The following is a 20,118-nucleotide window of genomic DNA, read 5'->3' as shown; positions in this document are numbered from 1 at the left end:
GTAAGGCTACTTGAGGTTGTCTATAATGAAATCATGATAAATCCAAAAAGAACTACTAATAATTACCTATCAACAAGGGATTTATCAAATTTAAACAAAGGGGTTGATACATATGAAACTTCAAATCACAGGCCGTAACATTGAACTTACAGATGGATTGAAGGCAGCAGTGGAGGAGAAGCTGTCGAAGTTGGACCGGTATTTCAAAGAAGACACACCGGCACGAGTAACCATGAGTGTAGAGAAGGAACGTCAGAAGATCGAGGTCACAATCCCGATGAAGGGCAAGACCATCCGTTCCGAACAGGTTTCCAATGATATGTATGTATCGATTGATCTGGCAGTTGAGACGATCGAGAGACAGCTTCGGAAATACCGCCATAAGCTGGTAGATGAGAAGCAGGAAGCCAGAAGATTATTCAGTGAAGAATATCTCGAGAAGGATGCCGGCGAAGAGGAGGCAGTCCGCATCATTCGTGATAAGAAATTCGATATCAAGCCGATGTATGCAGAGGATGCCTGCATCCAGATGGAACTTTTGGGCCACGACTTCTTCGTATTCAAGAATGCGGAGACAGACGAAGTCAACGTCGTTTATAAGCGCCGTGGCAATACCTATGGGCTGATCGAGCCGGAAGACATGTAACTTTTACCGGGAAATATAGACCAGAGTGACAATTGACATGGAATCGACATCTTGAGATATGGCATGAGTCAGAGGGAAGACTGGTCATATCGACGTATCACATGAAAAAAGAGATTGGGTGGAAGCAGAGCTGCTTCCACCCGCCTTTTTTTTAAGATTGAAATTAACTCAAGTAAAGCTCTTTATAATTACATTTTACGCAAGTGTGTAATTACATGAGCCATCATTTTTGATTGACCATAAAATGTGATAAAAATACATAGCAAAAATTTGTTAAAATAATAGAAAATTCGAATGGACTGAGATTACTCTTGTCAATAGAAATACACGTTCTGTATACTAAATTTCGTTACAGTATTGCCGCATTTCTCCGGAATCAAAAAGGAATGCAGGAAGGGGGTTGACATTGAGATCATAAGCTTGCAATCACTTTCGTCTGCAGGGGGGCAGAATGAAAGAAAATCTGATTTTCCGGAGCTAGGGGCATGGGTCTTTCTTTGCGGGGGCAAAGAACAAGTGGGACAATAACTGAAACCGGGAGGGAGATATGAATCTTGAGCACGAGAAGAAGCTTTACGGGGATTTATTTTGCAACATTCGCGAGGGGATGAAACTTGGAATCGAGGACGTAACTTGTGAGGTTTGCGACAGCGGTGTGCTGAAACGGTTGGAAAAAGGGGAGTCGATTCCAACCGAACGGATCTTGGAAAAGATTCTGGACCGCTATCTGGACCTGGGGCTGGATCCTCATACAGCGGATGCACTGAGAAGTCACGCAGTGTGTATTCGTATGCGTGAAAAGGAAGAAAAAAAGAGGAAAAGCGATGCAGAGCAGAGGATGAGAGAAAGGGAGGTCTTGAATCTGGTTGCTAATGCATTTGCGGAACTGCGTTACGAAAAGACGGATCGGGCAGACAAATATTTGCTGGCAGCCAAAGAGATGGTTCAGAATATGGGGGATAGGATACCGCTTTCTTCGTATTATATTCAAGCGGGAGAACTTATCTTAAAGCAGGTTTGGCTGCAGAATATGAAGACCCAGGTGCTTTCGGGAGAAAGCGTCAAGGTTCAGATGGTCCATGAAAATTCCGAATGGGCTCTGGTCGGGCCGGAAGGCAGGACCAGCTATCGGGATTGGAGACAGGCTTCCGCAGAGAAAGCAGCTCTGTTTGAGAAGAGCAGAAGGGATTATTTCGAGGCGGAGCATGCTTTCGGCATGCAGTTAGAGAATCTCTTACATATGCGTTGGCCGGAATTAAATGAAAAAAGTCTGTCCTGGTCTACATTTTCAGGACGTGATGAGCAGGCAAGCGAAGACGGGCTTCTTCTGGAGGAAATTCTTCTGTCTTCGGACTGCCTTTTGCATGTCGATATCGTTTTATTGAATATGTATGGCCTCTTCCATTTCCAGCAGGGAAATCAGGAAAAGGGCCTTCGTTTTCTGATTCACCTCTATGAGACACTTCATGCCAGACCCGGACAGGATGCGGACGATCTCCACGAAGAAGGCGTTCTCTGCTATAACATTGCCTGGATGGCCTTTGTCATGAACCGGCGGGGCGAAGCCAGCCGGCTTCTGGAACGCTGCCTTTTTCTGGCGCGGCGCCATCTGGATCTCTCCCTTTATATCCATATTACACGTTTAAGAATCCAGCTTCTGGCGAGAACGGAGGGCTGGAGCGAGGAAAGACGCTGTCAGGAATTGAATCGGCTCTATCGGACCTTACGACAGGAAGACTGCCTGGCATCAACGCCGGAAGACTTCCGAAACAAACCGCTGGAGATCTGGATCTTCTGACATGGAGCGCCTGCGAAAGGATCCCTTTTGGATCCGGATTTTCTGATATGGAGCGCCTGCGAAAGGATCCCTTTTGGATCCGGATTTTCTGACATGGAGCACTCGCGAAAGGATCCATTTGGAATCCGGATCTTTTGACGGGGGATAAAGGATATTTCCACAAATTTCCATTCCAATATGATATAATAGCGCCGCACCTTGCTTTGCTTACCAGGTGACCGGAATCCGGTAAGGAAAGCCCAAGCCGGAACCTGTGAGAAATTCAATACAGGGCTTTTACGGAATATTGCAGCTTAGGCATCTATGCAAGGCAGAATGATAAAGAAAGCAGGACGCTATGGATCTGACCATTGATGGGAAAGTGATTTATTATAAAGTAACGGGAGATCCGGAACGGGATGAAACAGTCGTTATTCTGCAGGGCTGGGGTACAAAATGCAGCCTTTATGACAATGCGGCTCAGTTTCTTTCGGATCAATACCGGGTGATTCAGTTCGATTTTCCGGGCTTTGGCAATTCTGAAGAACCGGAGGAAGCGTGGGATGTGGAGCATTATGTGGATTTCTTTTTGAAATTCATGAAGGCATTGGACATCCATCATGCAGTTCTAATGGGCCATTCTTACGGCGGCCGTGTGATCATCCGCCTGTCAGCCCGTCATCAGGAGGAATTCCGGATCGACCGGATCGTTCTTGTGGATGCGGCCGGGATTTTGCCGGTCAAGACCAAAAAGCAGGAAAGGAAGATCCGCCGTTACAAGCGGATGAAAAAGCTGATGGCGACCCGCCTCTTAACGGAATTTTTCCCTGATCTTGTGGAGGATTGGAAGAGCCGTCAGGGTTCCGCTGACTATCGAAATGCAAGCCCTCTGATGAAGAAGGCCCTTGTGATGGCGGTAAATGAAGACCTGAGCGACAAACTTCCTCTGATTCGGGAAGATACCCTTTTGATCTGGGGAGACAAGGATATGGCAACGCCGCTTTCGGACGGGCAGAAGATGGAGAGAGAGATCCCCCATGCCGGCCTGACGGTGATCCCCAATACCGGTCATTTCTCTTTCCTGGAGAATCAGCCGCTCTTTTTTCGAATCCTTGGTTCTTATTTGAAAGGAGAGGTTTGATTTGTTAGATTTGATTTTACTTCTGATCGGCATTCTTCTTGAGGCGATCCTCTCCTGGTATGTCTGCCGCTACAATATGCATATGTTCCAGCTCAATACTTATCGAAACAGGGAAATGCTCCCCTGGCTTCGGCAGAACTGGAAAAGACAGGGCGTTTTGATCCTCCAGGGGCTTTTGGCTGTCCTGGGAGGACTTCTGAAAAATCCTGCTCTTCTGATCATAAGTTACTTTTTGACAGGATTTTCCATCTATTATTTCCGCTTTTTGAAGCGGTATTTAAAAAAGAAAAAGCTGGTTTTCACCATGCGGGTGAAGCGGTTACTGGTGACGGACGGGATCCTTTCTTATGGAATCCCTCTTCTTGCAGCAATTCTCTGTCTGGTCCGCTTTTCGTCGGAGAATAAGGCCTTCGGGGCTGCCGGGATTCTTCTTTGTATAAGCGCTGCTTTGGGCCTTTTCCTTGCGGTCTTTGCTCTTCTGACCAGCATTCAGGCTTTTGTCATTATGCTTTCGAACACCATCAATCATCCGATGGAAGAGGCGATTAACAGGCATTACATCAATGATGCCAAGCGGATCCTTGCTGAGAATCCGGACCTTACGGTCATCGGGATCACAGGATCCTATGGTAAGACCAGCGTCAAGTTCTATCTCAACACTCTCCTTCGGGACCATTTCAATGTCCTGATGACACCGGGCAATTACAATACACCGATGGGCGTAGTGAAGACGGTTCGTTCTTCACTGAAACCGACTCATGAGATCTTCCTCTGTGAGATGGGCGCCCGTCACGTTGGCGATATCAAGGAGATCTGCGACATTGCGCATCCGGATCTGGGCGTGATCACGGCCATCGGCCCTCAGCACCTTGACACCTTCTTCAACATGGAGAATATCGTAAAGACCAAGTTCGAGCTCGCCGATGCCCTGCCAAAGAAGGGCAAGATCTTCCTGAATATGGATAACGACTATATAAAGGAGAATGCGAAGAAATATAGACCGGAGCAGATCGTTTCCTATTCTACCGGAGGTTCTGGTGGCTCGACAGAAGATGCGAAAGCAGGCAAGGCCGCTTCAGATTCTGTAAAACCCTCCGCTTATCGGGCGGAAAATATTGAAGTATCCCGCCAAGGGACAGGGTTTACATTTGTCACACCGTCCGGGGAATCCAAGCGCTACCAGATGCGGCTGATCGGCGCCCACAATGTCATCAACGTGGTCGGTGCTCTGGCGGTTGCTTATGAATTGGGTATGTCCTTAGAGGAACTTCGCGTTCCGGTCCGCCGCATCCAGCCGGTGGAGCACCGCATGCAGATGCGTGAGAATGCTCTTGCAACCATCATCGATGACGCCTATAATTCAAATCCGGTTGGGTCCAAGGCAGCGGTCGAGACCTTGAAACTTTTTGATGGTGTGCGGATCCTTGTGACGCCGGGAATGATCGAACTCGGCGACCGCCAGGAAGAATTCAATTATAAGTTCGGCACTTATGCGGCCGATTGCTGCGACTATATCCTGACGGTCGGCCATGCCAACCGCGAGGCCATCCGAAAGGGTGCCCTGGATTCCGGCTTCCCGGAGAAGAAACTCTATAGTTTCACACTCCTCGAGGATGCTATGAAATTCGCTTATCAGATCAAGGACAGAGGGCATAAATACATCCTTCTCGAGAACGATCTGCCGGATCAGTATTAAGACAAAAAAGAGAAATTAGGAGGAAAGAACCGTGAAAACAAGAGTAGCCGTTCTGTTCGGCGGAAAAAGTGTGGAACATGAGGTTTCTGTTATTTCCGGAATTCAGGCGCTGATGAATATCGACAAAGAGAAGTACGACGTCACGCCGGTCTATATTACCAAGAAAAATGAATTCTACATCGGCGACAAGGTCGGCGATATTGAGTCCTACAAGAATATCGATGCCCTTCTGAAGCAGTCCACCCGGGTGATCTTCGTAAATGAAGACCAGCGCGTTTTCCTGGCTCCTTATCCGAAGAAACACTTCGGTCAGAAGGAAGTGGAGATCGATGTCGTACTTCCGGTTGTTCATGGAACCAACGAAGAAGACGGCGCTCTGCAGGGCTATCTGAAGACGATAGGGGTACCTTTCGGCGGCTGCGATGTGACCGCATCTGCTGTCGGCATGGATAAGTATATCCAGAAGGCAGTCTTAAAGGATAATGGAATTCCGGTTCTCCCGGGTATTCCATTCACAACCGGGGATTATGCAGATGTAGATGCTATGATCGGAAGAATTGAGAAGGAGATCGGTTATCCTGTGATCGTAAAGCCGGTCAATCTGGGCTCTTCGGTTGGCATTGGCATTGCCAAGGACCGGGAGGAACTGATCAGTAAAATCGATGATGCTTTCCTCTATGCCAAGAGAGTGCTGGTAGAGCATGCTATCTTAAATCTTCGCGAAGTGAACTGTTCCGTTCTGGGGGATGAGGATAAGGCAGAGGCATCCGAGATCGAGGAACCCTTCCATACCGAGGAGATCCTTTCTTATAAGGATAAGTATGAGAGTAATGGTACCAAGTCCGGCGGATCCAAGGGAATGGCTTCTGTCTCCCGGAAGATCCCGGCTGATATCCCTTCAGATCTGTATGAGGAAGTCAAGAGGCTTGCCGTCAAGTCCTTCATGGCTCTGGGCTGCAGCGGCGTAGCTCGGATGGACTTTATGATCGATGTAGATACCAATAAGCTCTATTTCAATGAGATCAATACCATTCCGGGATCCCTGTCCTTCTATCTCTGGGAGCCGGTTGGCCTGAAGTATACGGATATGCTGACCCGCCTGATCGAGCTTGCTTTGAAACGGGCAAGACGTGACAGCGAGCTGACCTTCACTTTTGATACCAATATTCTGGCTGCCGGAGCACTGGGCGGATCCAAGGGTGCCAAGGGTGTGAAGTAGTTTCTTGGAATTTTATATGATTCAGGCCCCAGGCAGTTCGGATCAAGTCTTCAGAACTGCCCGGGGCCTCTTCTTGTCCTGGCAAATAGTTATAAATTGCGGCGTAAAACCCACAGGCTTGCCCGTGGGAGCAGTCAGTTCGGATGTGATGAAATTGGGCGATGAGGAAAATGTCAGATTGGGCGATATTTCAGGCGTGATCCAGCATGTCTTGAACGATGGCCTGGACATAGCACCCGATGTGCTTTTTCTGGTCGGCGTCGAGCTCATCCATGAGAATCGGTTTTCCAAAGGTGATGGTCACGTGTGTGGTCTTTACGAAAGGAATGTGCTTTCGGACAATGTCCGCGGTGTTTTCGATCGCGATCGGGACAATGGGGCATTTGCTTCGGCTGGCAACCTTGAAGGAACCGGCCTTGAATTCGCCGAGCTTTCCGTCCCTGGTCCTTGTGCCTTCCGGGAAAATGAAGACCGATACGCCGTTTTTGACTTGCTCAATGGCAGTCAGGATGGTTTTCAGTCCTTGTTTGGGATCCTTCCGGTCCAGGAAGAGACCATGGATCCGCTTCAGCCAGAGATTCAGGCTGGGCACTTTTCCAAGCTCCTTTTTCGCAAGGAAACCGGTCAGCCCGGGGAGCAGGGGGTAGACCAGGATCACATCGAAAATGCTGGCATGGTTTGCAATGTAGAGAACAGACTGGTCTTCCGGCAAATTTTCCTGCCCCTTGACCTCGAGATCAACGCAGCAGATGGCCTTGATCACTCCTAATGCCCAACAGACCAGATCCTGTGAGAAACGGTCGATGGCCAGGGGATGCTTCTTTCTGAGAAGAGCTGTCACAGCGTAAATCGGTAATGACAGGATCAGAAATAAAATTGCAAATAAAAGCGCAAGGATAGCACGAATCATAATGATCTCCATTCCTCCGCCTGAAATTGGCGGCTCAAATTAGCGACTGACTCAGATTAGCAGGAAGGGATGAAAGAGCATTGTTCCTGCTATAGCAAGTCCATAGGACGAGTCTTATTATATCATAGTTGATATAGGGCTTGAACAGAGGGCGTGGCAGAGGAGTACTGACAACTTGGTTTACATTTCCGTGAAACGTGCATAGCTGTGCGAAATTTCATGAAATGTTTCACGAAGGAAATGCGACTCGCTAGTGGCTGAATTTTGACAGAACTGTCATACTGTGCTAGAATAAAGCAGTATTTTTTAGGGATGCAAGGAGTCAGGCCTGATTTTCAGACTATGTCCGGCCTTTGCAGGAGTGTATGACTTGTCAGTGGTACAATGCAGACTAAGGAGGAGACATAACGATGGAACGTTCTCAATTTGATATGGTGCGGGAGTCCGTAGCGGAGCAGTGTGGCAGCAGAGTTGAGATCTGTCTGGATCGCGGTAGAAATAAGGTCGATATCCAGAGAGGCGTGATCAAGGAAGCTTATCCTTCTGTTTTCACGATCGAGATCGATGGCGAAAATGAAAATAGTCCGGAACAGCTGCTTTCCTTCAGCTACACAGACATCATCACCAAGGACATTCGGATGCGGCTTTGCTGATGCCGGAGGAAGGGCTTACGGATGTGGCTTTGCTGGCGCCGAAAGAAGAATGTCCGGAAGCGGCTTTGCTGATAATAATAAGGGCATGTGAACAGGTCTTGTTCATGAGCCCTTATTTTTTGACCTTTTTGTCTTGCAATGAGAAATATCGTGATTTCCATCGTAATTTCCAAAAGAAGCTCTTATTAAGATAATAGGGATTCACTGGCATCGGTTTATATTTCTGTAAGAAATGTAAGAAAGTACGAAAAAAATGCAATAATATTATGACAAGGCTGTTGCCGGCCTTGCAAGGGGTGTTATAATATGAAAATGTCAGGGCCGAAAGGCTTTTCGCATTCGTGCTTGCACGAAACGAAGCGTAATTGTCAATGAGTTGAAAAGGTACTTTTCGTTCATGAGAGTCCTTCTATTTGTTTTTTTGTATTTTTGTATTTAGATAAAGGAGTTTTAAATTGCTTAAAAACAGGATCAAGCAGGTGTCGGCAATTGCAATTTCTTCTGTTCTGGCCATCACGCTTACCGTTTCCGTTTTACCTCAAAAGGCCGGGAAAGTTCAGGCTGCCAGATCGGTAACGGATATCCAGAAGGATAAGGATCAGATCGACAGCAATCTGAATTCCGCCAACAGTCAACTGGTTTCTCTGATGGCTGAAGTGCAGGATCTGAGCAGTCAGATTGCATCCAAACAGAATGAGATCAGTGACACGGAAGTCAATCTGCAGGCGGCTCAAGAGGCGGTGGAACAGCAGAAGGAAGCGATTAAGGAAAGAATGAAGGATACCTACGAGTCCGGGGCCAGCAGCAACATGCTGTCCGTGATTCTTGGATCCAAGAGCATTTCGGATTTCCTGAACCGGGTCGATTATGTGACGTCTGTTTACAATTATGATAAGACCCAGCTGGATGAATACCAGGAGACAGTAGATGCAACCAAGTCTTATCAGAAACAGCTCCAGGAGGCCAAAGCATCTTTGGAATCCAAGCAGAGTCAGCTTTCTTCCAAGCAGAATGAGCTGAATACAACCATTTCCAATCTGCAAGCACAGAAGGGAAATATTGAGAGCGAGCTTGCTGAGGCTCAGGCTGAGGCAGCGCGTAAAGCTGAGGAAGAACGGAAGGCCAGAGAAGAGGCCCAAAGGAAGGCAAATGAGGAAGCTTCCAGAAAAGCTGCAGCTGCAGCGGCTGCACAAGAGGCGAGAAATAGAAACCAGGCAAATAATGCAGGATCTCAGACAACGACTGCCGGTAAACCGAGTCATGCCGGAAGCCCTGCAGGTGGCAATCCTTCCTCTAGTGTAAACGGCAGTGCGGTTGTGTCCTATGCTATGCAGTTTGTGGGCAATCCTTATGTCTGGGGTGGCACATCCCTGACGAATGGCGCTGACTGCTCTGGCTTTGTTTCCTCAGTATTCCAGCATTTCGGTAAGTTGAGCACACGTTATACATCAGGTAGTTTCCGATCGGTCGGTCAGGCTGTATCTGTTGATAATATGCAGCCGGGTGATATTGTCTGCTATAGTGGGCATGTGGCTATCTATGCAGGTGGCGGAAAAATCGTAGAAGCTCAGAGTACGAGTGCCGGTATCACCTGTAACCGCTCGGTTTTTTGCCACGAGATCCTGGCCATTCGGAGACTGTAATTCTGTTGTATTCTGGTCTGGATTTGAGCCGGTGATATTTGATATTGATGCTGATAACGGTGCTGGTATTGGTCTGAATTTGGACCGGTAAAACATTTTGCTTTGCATTTGATTCGTATACAAATGAGTGGCAAAAGGCATTTTGCACTCATAGAAAAAGATGTTTATAAGTCTTAGGAAGAAGTAATAATGGCAGATAAAAAAATTGGACGTAATGATCCTTGCTGGTGTGGATCCGGCAAGAAATATAAGCAATGCCATGAAGCATTTGATAAGAAGATCTATCGATATGCACTTGAGGGACATACAGTTCCATCGCGAAATCTGATCAAAAATGAGGAGCAGATCCAGAAGATCCGCGAATCCGCGAAGATCAATGTTGCTGTCCTCGATGCGGTTGCTGAAGCAATTCATGTCGGCATGAGTACCAAGGAGATCAATGACATCGTAAACGATGTGACCTATTCCATGGGCGGGATCCCTGCACCTCTGAACTACGAGGGCTTCCCCTACAGCGTTTGCACTTCGGTCAATGATCAGGTTTGCCACGGCTTCCCATCCGAAGACGTGATTCTGCAAGACGGCGATATTATCAATGTGGATGCCTCTACGATCAAGGATGGTTTCTTCTCCGATTCATCCCGTATGTTCTGTATAGGAAATGTAGACCCTGCGGTCAAGAAGCTCGTCGACGTCACACATGAATGCGTTGAGCTTGGACTGAAGGCAACGAAACCCTGGAGTTTTCTCGGCGATATGGCAGAACCGGTGCATAAGCATGCTGAAGAGAATGGCTATTCAGTGGTTCAGGAGATCGGCGGCCATGGCGTTGGTGTGGAGTTCCATGAGGAACCCTGGGTCAGCTACTGTACCAATGCCGGAGAGGATATGCTTCTTGTGCCTGGTATGATGTTTACGATCGAACCCATGGTCAATATGGGTAGTCCGGCAATTTTTACGGATCCTGAGAACGAGTGGGAAGTCTACACAGTAGATGGCAAGCCTTCCGCCCAGTGGGAGATTCAGGTTCTTGTAACCGAAGACGGCACAGAAGTGATTTCCTGGTAGAAGACTGAGTGGAAGATTCAGATTCTTAACATTAGGGAATTCTTATTATTAAGTTATTAAGGACTTCTTATCCTTAAGAACTTCTTAGCAATAAGGACTTTCAATAAGGACTTCTTATCATAAAAGACTTCTTATCATTATTATCATTAAGGAATTCTTGTCATAAATGACTTCTTATCCTTAAGGACATTGTGAAATTGTTTTCTTGACAGATAAAATATAGGCGGGACTTCGAACTTACACCATTCGACGTCCCGCCTATTTCATCCCATATTCAGTTGTACTATTCAACGGTTTAACCTCATTATTGTTTTCCAGTTACCTGCCTTTACCTTACTTCATTTCTGGATTTCACTCCTGCATCATTCGTTCTCTGTTTTGAGTGCCCCGCAGCTTTGTAATTCAATGAACTGAAATAGTTCCTATTTGAGGGCTCTTTCGAATTCTTCGAAAGAAACAGGATTCGCGGCTTATACCGGCCGTTCCGGTTAGGGTATTACATTAGGACTTCAGGTGGTATCTCCTCCTTTATAATGTATTTCGATAGTTGAAAAGGAAATATACTTAACGGAGGCTTTCTAAATATTTCTTATGACCTCCGGAAAACTTTAAGAAGTTTAAGCTTTCCTTTTCTGTTTGTACCTGTATCTTACAATCCCTTTTTAATTTTGTCAATAAATTTTCTGCAAATATATTGTATACATTAGATGATGATAAACTATTGAAAACTAATATGGTTTATTTCAGATAACTCTGCAGCAATTCAAGAATTCAATATAGAACATTTTTCAAGACAATGCGCTTTTCAGGATCTGGAAACTAAAATCAGGATGCAATATTCGATATAGAAAAACTTTTTAAAATGATGCGCTTTTCAGAAAGTCTGGAACCTAAAATCAGGCCGTAATATTCGATATAGAAAATCTTTTTAAAATGATGCGCCTTTTTTGGCCATTTCCATAGCATGAAATTCAAAAGATTTTGTATATCGAATTTTGAGGCTGAATATGGGGCATTTCCGAAAAAAAACACGCATGAAATTCAAAAGATTTTGTATATCGAATTTTGAGGCTGAATTTGGGGCATTTCCGGAAAAGAACACGCATGAAATTAAAAAGTTTTTCTATATCGAATTTTCAAAGAAGACTGAGCTGTTGCCCTGCCATAATGAGCGTGTTAAAATACAAAGAATAGGGCTTGAGATCACAAGAGACGATCACAAGAGGTGATCACAAGAGACAATCCCAAGTGATGATCACAAGAGACAATCACAAGAGACAATTAGAAGAAACAATCACAAGAGACAATCACAGCAGTTGATTGAGATGTAAGCATATAAGGATCAAGTGACAAAGGAGATTAGCATTCAATGGGACTTATGACGAAGATTTTCGGCACGCATTCCGATCATGAATTAAAGCGGATCATGCCGACCGTTGAGAAGATTGAGAAATTGCGGCCAACCATGCAGGCAATGTCAGATGAAGAACTGCAGGGACAAACCCAGAAATTCAAGGACCGCCTGGCCAAGGGAGAGACTCTGGATCAGCTTCTGCCGGAAGCATTCGCAACCGTTCGGGAAGCCGCCAAGCGAGTACTTGGTATGGAGCCTTTCAAGGTTCAGCTGATGGGCGGCATAATTCTTCATCAGGGACGAATCGCCGAGATGCGTACCGGTGAAGGAAAGACCCTGGTGGCAACCCTTCCCTCCTACTTAAATGCCCTGGAAGGCAAAGGCGTTCATGTTGTAACCGTCAATGACTATCTGGCAAAACGAGACGCGGATGAGATGGGTCAGGTCCATCGTTTCCTGGGTCTGACTGTTGGCTGTGTCCTGAATTCTATGGACAAGGAAGAGCGTCAGGAAGCCTACAACTGCGACATCACTTACATTACCAATAACGAGCTGGGATTCGATTACCTCCGAGACAACATGGCTGTCTATGAGAAAGACGAAGTTCAGCGAGGTCTGCATTACTGCATCATCGATGAGGTGGACTCCATTCTGATCGATGAAGCACGGACTCCGCTTATCATTTCCGGCCAGAGCGGGAAATCCACCAAGATCTATGAATTATGTGATGTCTTAGCCCGCCAGATGAAGCGAGGGGAGGACCTGCCTGAGTTTTCCAAGATCGATGCCATCATGGGCGTTGAACAGAAGGAGACCGGCGATTATATCGTCAATGAGAAGGACAAGTTTGTCACTCTGACTCAGCAGGGTGTGAAGAAGGTCGAGCAGTTCTTCCACATCGACAACCTTGCGGATCCGGAGAATCTGGAGATCCAGCATACCGTTATTCTGGCCCTTCGTGCGCATAATTTGATGAAGAGGGATGAAGATTACGTAGTCAAAGACAACGAAGTTCTGATCGTTGATGGTTTTACCGGACGAATCATGCCGGGCCGCCGTTATTCCGACGGACTTCATCAGGCAATCGAAGCCAAGGAACATGTCAAGGTCAACCGCGAATCCAAGACGCTTGCAACGATCACCTTCCAGAACTTCTTCAACAAGTACGATAAGAAGGGCGGCATGACCGGTACCGCAGCGACCGAAGAGCAGGAATTTCGTGATATCTACGGCATGGACGTTGTCACCATTCCGACTAATAAGCCGGTCATCCGTGTCGACCACGAAGATGCTGTTTATAAGACCAAGGCTGAGAAATATAAAGCGGTCGTCGAAGAAGTAAAGAAATCCCACGAAAAGGGACAGCCGGTCCTTGTCGGTACCGTAAATATCGATGTTTCCGAACTCCTGTCCAGAATGTTGAGCCGGGAAGGAATTCAGCATGAAGTTCTGAATGCCAAGTATCATGAGAAAGAAGCTGCCATTGTTGCCCAAGCCGGAAAACATGGAGCCGTTACCATTGCGACGAACATGGCAGGCCGTGGTACCGATATCAAGCTGGACGATGACGCCAGAGCAGCCGGCGGCCTGAAGATCGTCGGAACCGAGCGCCATGAATCCCGTCGAATTGATAACCAGCTGCGCGGACGTTCCGGACGACAGGGAGATCCGGGTGAATCTCAGTTCTTCATTTCCCTGGAGGATGATCTGATGCGGCTCTTCGGATCGGAACGTCTGATCAAAGTCTTCGAGAATCTCGGTGTTCCGGAAGGCCAGAGGATTCAGCACAAGATGCTTTCTTCCGCAATCGAGAGGGCCCAGGAGAAAATCGAGTCCAATAACTTCGCAATTCGTAAAAACCTGCTCGAATATGATCAGGTCATGAACGAACAGCGTGAGATGATCTATAAGCAGAGAAGACGGGTCCTGGCCGGAGAAAATATGAAGTCCCAGATCCAGAGCATGACACGGGATATCATAAACCAGGATATTGCCAAGGTCTGCTCGGATGATGTCGAGAAGGCAGACTGGGATCTGAACGAACTCAATAACCTCCTTCTGGATGTCCTTCCCCTCCAGCCGATTCGGGAAGAGGACCTTTCAGATGTCAAGAAAGCAAGCGACCTCTCCGATAAGATCTATGAGCGTGCCGAGAAATATTATAACGACAAGGAAGCCGAATTCCCGGATCCCGAGCAGTTCCGTGAAGTCGAGCGTGTCGTTCTTCTTCGTGTGATCGATCAGAAGTGGATGAATGAGATCGATGACATGGAACAGCTCAAGCAGGGAATCGGTCTCCAGGCTTATGGTCAGAGAAATCCGGTCGACGAGTACAAGATGATTTCCTATGACATGATGGATGAGATGAACGACGCCATCAAGCATGATACTGTTCAGATGCTCTTCCGCATCCGTGTAGAAAAGAAGATCGAGCGGGAAGAGGTTGCCAAAGAGACAGCAACCAATAAGGAAGAAGGCCCGGATGTCCGCGGACCCAAGCGCCGCAAGGCAAAGAAGATCTACCCCAACGATCCCTGCCCTTGCGGATCCGGCAAGAAGTATAAGAATTGCCACGGCAGATTTGCAGAATAGAATGAAGAAAGGCGAGTGCAAAGGGCACTCGCCTTTTTTAGGCCCCTTTTAGATATTAAATAAGAATGAAATCCGCCTGTAAGCAGATGACAAACATACATTCGGGTGCTAGAATAGTGGAACGACAGCATCAATGACTGGTAAACAATACTTCTGACACGCATAGCATTATTCGGGTGCCAGAATAGTGAAACGACAGCATCAATGACTGGTAAACAGGACTTGTGACACAAATAGCATTTTCTCGAAGGAGCAAAAAATGCAGTTTCAACTTCATTCGAAATATAAACCAACCGGAGATCAGCCTCAGGCCATAGACAAACTTGTTCAGGGCTTTCGGGAAGGAAACCAGTTTGAAACCCTCCAGGGTGTCACCGGATCCGGAAAGACCTTTACCATGGCCAATATCATCCAGGCCTTGCAGAAACCGACCTTGATCATTTCCCATAACAAGACTTTGGCCGGCCAGCTCTATGGGGAAATGAAGGAGTTCTTCCCGGAAAATGCCGTGGAATATTTCGTCTCCTACTATGATTATTACCAGCCGGAGGCCTATGTGCCATCGACCGATACCTATATTGCCAAGGACTCGGCTATCAATGACGAGATCGATAAGCTCCGTCTCTCGGCGACCGCATCTTTGTCCGAGAGGAAGGATGTCATTATTGTGTCCTCGGTTTCCTGCATTTACGGCATCGGTTCGCCGGATGACTATGAGAATATGATGGTCAGCCTGCGTCCGGGCATGGAGATCGACCGGGATCAGGTCATCTCCTCCCTCATCAACATGCAGTACATCCGAAACGACATGGACTTCACCCGTGGCACCTTCCGGGTTCACGGCGATGTGCTCGACATTTTCCCGGCGACGACCTCGGATTACTTCTATCGGGTGGAATTTTTCGGCGACGAGATCGACCGGATCTTAGAGATGGACCCGGTCAACCAGACTGCTAAATCAGAAGTCACTCATGCCCCGGTCTTCCCGGCCTCTCACTATGTCGTTCCCCAGGAAACCATGAACAAGGCCTGTGATTCCATCGAGAAAGAATTAGAGGAACGGGTCAAATATTTTAAGCACGAGGGCAAATTGATCGAGGCCCAGCGAATTGCAGAGCGGACCAATTTCGATATTGAGATGCTGCGGGAAACCGGCTTCTGCTCCGGCATCGAGAATTACACCCGCCATATGACAAGCCAGAAACCGGGCGAGCCGCCCATGTGCCTCCTGGACTATTTCGGCGATGACTATCTCATCATTGCGGACGAGTCTCATATTACCCTGCCCCAGTTCCGCGGTATGTATTTCGGAAATTTAAGCCGAAAGCAGACCCTGGTAGATTTCGGCTTCCGTCTGCCATCAGCGATGGATAACCGACCGCTGAAGTTCGAGGAATTCGAGCAGAAAATTGACCAGATGCTCTTCGTTTCGGCGACTCCCGGCGATTACGAGAAGGAGCATGAGATGCTTCGGGCAGAGCAGATCATCCGGCCGACCGGACTTCTGGATCCGGAAATTTCCGTGCGGCCGGTCGAGGGCCAGATCGATGACTTGATTTCTGAGATCAAGAAGGAAACCAAGAACCACCATAAGGTATTGATCACGACTTTGACCAAGCGGATGGCAGAGGATCTGACCACTTATATGCAGGAACTCGGCATTCGGGTCAAGTATCTCCATTCGGATATCGACACTTTGGAACGTGCAGAGATCATCCGGGATCTAAGGCTGGATGTCTTCGATGTCCTGGTTGGAATCAACCTTCTTCGAGAGGGACTGGACATACCGGAGATCACTCTGGTTGCCATATTGGATGCGGATAAGGAAGGCTTCCTCCGGTCGGAGACCTCTCTGATCCAGACCATTGGCCGGGCGGCACGAAATTCCGAAGGACATGTCATCATGTATGCCGATACCATTACGGATTCCATGCGGGCAGCAATCGATGAGACCAACCGGAGACGAAGCATTCAGAAAGCCTATAATGAAGCCCATGGCATTACGCCGACCACGATTCAGAAGGCGGTTCGTGAAGTGATGTCGGTTTCCAAGGCCCTGGCAAAGGAAGAGAAGGAGACCTTCTCCAAAGAACCGGAAGATATGGATCTGTCTGAGCTTCAGGAATTGGCTGACAAGTACAAGAAGAAGATGGACGATGCCGCGGCAGATCTGAATTTTGAGATCGCAGCCGAATACCGGGACCGCCTGATCGAGGTCAAGAATATGCTGCGTGACCTGGAAGTGGACCAGGCGGACCGGAAGGCATCTGGTGGAAAACGCCGTCGAACCAGGCACTGAGACAGGGGTAAGCCCTATCAAAAATAGATCGAAAGTACCACGAGAATAATGCATGTCATAGCATGGTGGAAGTAGCGCCTGGCAGGAGCAGCGAAGCAAGGAAACCAAATCGCGCAGATCATCCCATAAGAAAGCAGGAAGAATGGATAAGAAGAACGTCAAATATATTAAAGTCCGGGGAGCCAATGAGCACAATCTGAAGAATGTTTCCGTGGATATTCCCCGGGACAGCTTTACCGTCTTTACAGGTTTGTCCGGGTCCGGGAAGTCCTCCCTGGCCTTTGATACAATTTTTGCAGAGGGCCAGCGCCGTTATATGGAGTCTCTCTCCTCCTATGCCCGCCAGTTTCTGGGACAGATGGAGAAACCGAATGTGGACAAGATTGAAGGGATGCCTCCGGCCATCTCCATTGACCAGAAGTCGACCAACCACAACCCCAGATCCACGGTTGGAACCGTAACGGAGATCTATGATTACTTCCGGCTCCTCTATGCCAGAGCAGGCATTCCCCATTGCCCCAACTGCGGCCGCGTCATTCAGCGGCAGACCGTCGATCAGATGGTGGACCAGATCATGAAACTTCCCGAGCGGACCAAGATCCTCCTTCTTGCCCCGGTCGTTCGCGGACGGAAGGGCACCCATGAGAAACTTCTGGAGAGAGCAAGGAAATCCGGCTATGTCCGGGCCATTATCGACGGCAGTCAGTACGAGCTCCAGGAAGATGAGATCCAGTTAAATAAAAACCAAAAGCACAATATTGAGATCGTTGTAGACCGCCTTGTGGTGAAGGCGGGGATCGAAAAGCGTCTGACGGATTCCATCGAAAATGTTTTGAAACTTGCAAATGGCCTCCTCCAGGTGCAGGTCGTAGATGGAGATACTTTGAATTTCTCGGATTCCTTCTCCTGCCCGGATTGCGGGATCAGCATTGATGAGATCGAGCCCCGGTCCTTCTCCTTCAACAATCCTTTCGGTGCCTGTCCGGAATGCTCCGGCCTGGGTTACCATATGGAATTCGATGAATCTCTGATGATTCCGGATCAAACGCTGTCCTTTAATCAGGGAGCCGTACAGTGTCCGGGCTGGCAGTCCTCTTCGAAGTCAGACAGTTTCACCCATGCACTTCTCGTGGCGCTTTCCGAAGCCTATGACTTCTCGCTGGATACGCCATACGAAGAACTGGATGAATCGATCCGGTCTATGTTTCTCCACGGATTTCCAAAGTCTGTGGCCGTGCATTACAAGGGCCAGCGGTCCGAGGGCACTTATATGGTTCAGTTCGAAGGATTGATCAGTGATATGCACCGCCGTTACCGGGAGGCTTCTTCCGATGCGGCGCGTCAGTCCTATGAGGAATTCATGGTCATGGATGAGTGCCGGACCTGTCATGGGCAGAGGCTGAAGCCGTCTTCTCTGGCCGTAACGGTCGGCGACAAAAATATCTATGAAGTGACGACTCTGGCCATCCGGGATCTGGGCCCCTGGCTCGAAGACCTGAAGCTTTCCCCCCAGCAGCATCTGATCGGCGATGCGATTTTGAAGGAGATCAAGGGAAGGGTACGTTTTCTGAAGGATGTCGGACTGGACTACCTGTCTCTGTCCCGGGCAACGGCGACTTTGTCCGGCGGTGAGACGCAGCGGATCCGTCTGGCTACCCAGATCGGTTCCGGTCTGGTTGGTGTGGCTTATATATTGGACGAGCCATCGATCGGTCTCCATCAGAGGGACAATGACAAGCTTCTGGCTTCCTTGAAAGGGCTTCGCGACCTGGGCAATACCCTGATCGTGGTCGAGCATGACGAGGACACCATGCGGGCGGCCGATTTCATAGTGGATGTGGGCCCGGGCGCCGGCGAGCACGGCGGCGAGATCGTGGCAACGGGAACGGCGGAGGATCTGATGAAGAACCCCAAGTCCATCACCGGCCAGTACCTTTCGGGGAAGCGGGCGGTGCCGGTGCCAGAGATCCGCCGCAAACCGACCGGCTGGCTGACCATCGAGGGTGCGAAAGAACACAATCTGAAGAATATCGATGTCAAGATCCCCTTAGGGATCATGACGGTTGTGACCGGTGTCTCCGGCTCCGGAAAGTCGTCTTTGATCAACGAGATCCTCTATAAGGCCCTGGCCAGAAAGCTCAACAGAGCACGAACCATCCCCGGCAAATTCCGTAAGCTGATTGGAGCCGAGCAGCTGGATAAGATCATAAATATAGACCAGTCTCCGATCGGCCGGACACCGCGGTCGAATCCTGCAACATATACAGGCGTTTTCGATATGATCCGGGAACTCTTCGCCGGAACGCCGGATGCCAAGGCAAGAGGCTATTCCAAGGGAAGGTTTTCTTTTAATGTCAAGGGCGGCCGATGCGAGGCCTGCAGCGGGGACGGCATCAAGAAAATCGAGATGCGCTTTCTTCCGGATGTCTATGTCCCCTGTGAAGTCTGCCATGGAAAGCGTTATAACAGAGAGACGCTGGAGGTGAAATATAAGGGCAAGTCCATCTATGACGTCTTAAATATGACCGTGGAAGAGGCATTGGATTTCTTCCAGAATATTCCATCCATCTCACGGAAGATCCAGACCCTCTATGATGTGGGTCTGGGCTACATCCGGCTCGGTCAGCCCTCGACTCAGCTGTCCGGAGGAGAAGCCCAGAGAATCAAGCTGGCGACTGAGCTTAGCCGCCGCGGGACAGGAAAGACGATCTATGTGCTGGACGAGCCAACGACCGGTCTGCATTTCGAAGATGTCAATAAGCTGGTCGAGATCTTAAGAAAGCTGTCGGACAGCGGAAATACCGTTGTGGTCATTGAACACAATCTCGATGTCATAAAGACGGCCGACTATATCATTGATCTGGGGCCGGAAGGTGGTGACGGCGGCGGAACCATTGTGGCAACCGGAACGCCGGAGGAGATCGTTTCGATTCAGGAGAGCTATACCGGGCAGTATCTGAAGAAGTATTTGAAGGGGACAAATACGAAATAAGCCGGTGAAAACAAAATCATAAAGGAATGTAAAAAACCGCCCCACCGATTCAAAGATCAATGGGGCGGCTTCTGTAAACGGGGAGTGCCACGGGATGTGCGTCCCGTGGCGGAGTTATGAAAAATTAT

The 20,118-nt window shown here is 48.4% G+C and carries 12 protein-coding genes; 11 read left to right on the top strand and 1 reads right to left on the bottom strand.

The annotated features are described in order from the left end of the window. Positions 1-112: 112 nt before the first annotated feature. The 5 genes from hpf (at position 113) to ACKX2L_RS03510 (ending at position 6,479) form a co-directional block, all read left to right on the top strand. On the top strand, positions 113-646 hold the full coding sequence (gene hpf / locus ACKX2L_RS03530) for a ribosome hibernation-promoting factor, HPF/YfiA family (protein ID WP_497551788.1): 534 nt from the start codon (positions 113-115) through the stop codon (positions 644-646). 547 nt (positions 647-1,193) lie between these two features. Next, positions 1,194-2,444, top strand: coding sequence for a hypothetical protein (locus ACKX2L_RS03525; RefSeq protein WP_497551787.1), 1,251 nt, complete (start codon positions 1,194-1,196; stop codon positions 2,442-2,444). Between the two features lie 337 nt (positions 2,445-2,781). Then, positions 2,782-3,564, top strand: a complete 783-nt coding sequence (locus ACKX2L_RS03520) for an alpha/beta fold hydrolase (protein WP_497552624.1) — start codon at positions 2,782-2,784, stop codon at positions 3,562-3,564. A 1-nt stretch (position 3,565) separates the two neighbouring features. Then, positions 3,566-5,260 (top strand): Mur ligase family protein, encoded by a 1,695-nt coding sequence (locus tag ACKX2L_RS03515; RefSeq protein WP_497552623.1) that lies wholly within the window; start codon positions 3,566-3,568, stop codon positions 5,258-5,260. Positions 5,261-5,291: 31 nt separating this feature from the next. Next, the gene (locus tag ACKX2L_RS03510) at positions 5,292-6,479 is read left to right on the top strand and encodes a D-alanine--D-alanine ligase family protein (protein WP_497552622.1); all 1,188 of its coding nucleotides are present in this window, start codon (positions 5,292-5,294) and stop codon (positions 6,477-6,479) included. A gap of 190 nt (positions 6,480-6,669) precedes the next feature. Here the strand turns inward: ACKX2L_RS03510 and ACKX2L_RS03505 are convergent, their stop codons facing one another. Continuing rightward, complete coding sequence (locus ACKX2L_RS03505) at positions 6,670-7,389, bottom strand: lysophospholipid acyltransferase family protein (protein WP_497552621.1); 720 nt, start codon at positions 7,387-7,389, stop codon at positions 6,670-6,672. 410 nt (positions 7,390-7,799) lie between these two features. Between ACKX2L_RS03505 and ACKX2L_RS03500 the strand changes: the two genes are divergently transcribed. From ACKX2L_RS03500 to uvrA, 6 genes are all read left to right on the top strand, one after another. Further along, the gene (locus ACKX2L_RS03500; RefSeq protein WP_497551782.1) at positions 7,800-8,042 is read left to right on the top strand and encodes a Veg family protein; all 243 of its coding nucleotides are present in this window, start codon (positions 7,800-7,802) and stop codon (positions 8,040-8,042) included. Positions 8,043-8,497: 455 nt separating this feature from the next. After that, entirely contained in the window at positions 8,498-9,685 is a 1,188-nt protein-coding gene (locus tag ACKX2L_RS03495; protein WP_497552620.1) for a coiled-coil domain-containing protein, read from the top strand. A 189-nt stretch (positions 9,686-9,874) separates the two neighbouring features. Next, a complete protein-coding gene (locus tag ACKX2L_RS03490; RefSeq protein WP_497552619.1) occupies positions 9,875-10,753 on the top strand; it encodes a methionyl aminopeptidase in 879 nt (292 codons plus the stop codon). A 1,369-nt stretch (positions 10,754-12,122) separates the two neighbouring features. Then, on the top strand, positions 12,123-14,699 hold the full coding sequence (gene secA / locus ACKX2L_RS03485; protein ID WP_497551966.1) for a preprotein translocase subunit SecA: 2,577 nt from the start codon (positions 12,123-12,125) through the stop codon (positions 14,697-14,699). A 259-nt stretch (positions 14,700-14,958) separates the two neighbouring features. Then, positions 14,959-16,998, top strand: coding sequence for an excinuclease ABC subunit UvrB (gene uvrB / locus ACKX2L_RS03480; RefSeq protein WP_497552618.1), 2,040 nt, complete (start codon positions 14,959-14,961; stop codon positions 16,996-16,998). Between the two features lie 142 nt (positions 16,999-17,140). Next, complete coding sequence (gene uvrA / locus ACKX2L_RS03475; RefSeq protein ID WP_497552617.1) at positions 17,141-19,990, top strand: excinuclease ABC subunit UvrA; 2,850 nt, start codon at positions 17,141-17,143, stop codon at positions 19,988-19,990. Positions 19,991-20,118 lie beyond the last annotated feature (128 nt).

The sequence above is a fragment of the Porcibacter vitabionis genome (assembly GCF_046263795.1).
Classification (GTDB): Bacteria; Bacillota; Clostridia; order Lachnospirales; family Lachnospiraceae; genus Lachnocurva.
The sequence above is the reverse complement of the archived record's forward strand: the minus strand, read 5'-3'. Positions and strand labels throughout refer to the sequence as shown.

What these genes read in the sequence shown, in the direction of transcription:
- ACKX2L_RS03520 (WP_497552624.1), top strand. Translation starts at nt 2,782, where the DNA reads ATGGATCTGACCATTGATGGGAAAGTGATTTATTATAAAGTAACGGGA.
- uvrB (WP_497552618.1), top strand. Translation starts at nt 14,959, where the DNA reads ATGCAGTTTCAACTTCATTCGAAATATAAACCAACCGGAGATCAGCCT.
- hpf (WP_497551788.1), top strand. Translation starts at nt 113, where the DNA reads ATGAAACTTCAAATCACAGGCCGTAACATTGAACTTACAGATGGATTG.
- ACKX2L_RS03505 (WP_497552621.1), bottom strand. Translation starts at nt 7,389, where the DNA reads ATGATTCGTGCTATCCTTGCGCTTTTATTTGCAATTTTATTTCTGATC.
- secA (WP_497551966.1), top strand. Translation starts at nt 12,123, where the DNA reads ATGGGACTTATGACGAAGATTTTCGGCACGCATTCCGATCATGAATTA.
- ACKX2L_RS03525 (WP_497551787.1), top strand. Translation starts at nt 1,194, where the DNA reads ATGAATCTTGAGCACGAGAAGAAGCTTTACGGGGATTTATTTTGCAAC.
- uvrA (WP_497552617.1), top strand. Translation starts at nt 17,141, where the DNA reads ATGGATAAGAAGAACGTCAAATATATTAAAGTCCGGGGAGCCAATGAG.
- ACKX2L_RS03490 (WP_497552619.1), top strand. Translation starts at nt 9,875, where the DNA reads ATGGCAGATAAAAAAATTGGACGTAATGATCCTTGCTGGTGTGGATCC.
- ACKX2L_RS03500 (WP_497551782.1), top strand. Translation starts at nt 7,800, where the DNA reads ATGGAACGTTCTCAATTTGATATGGTGCGGGAGTCCGTAGCGGAGCAG.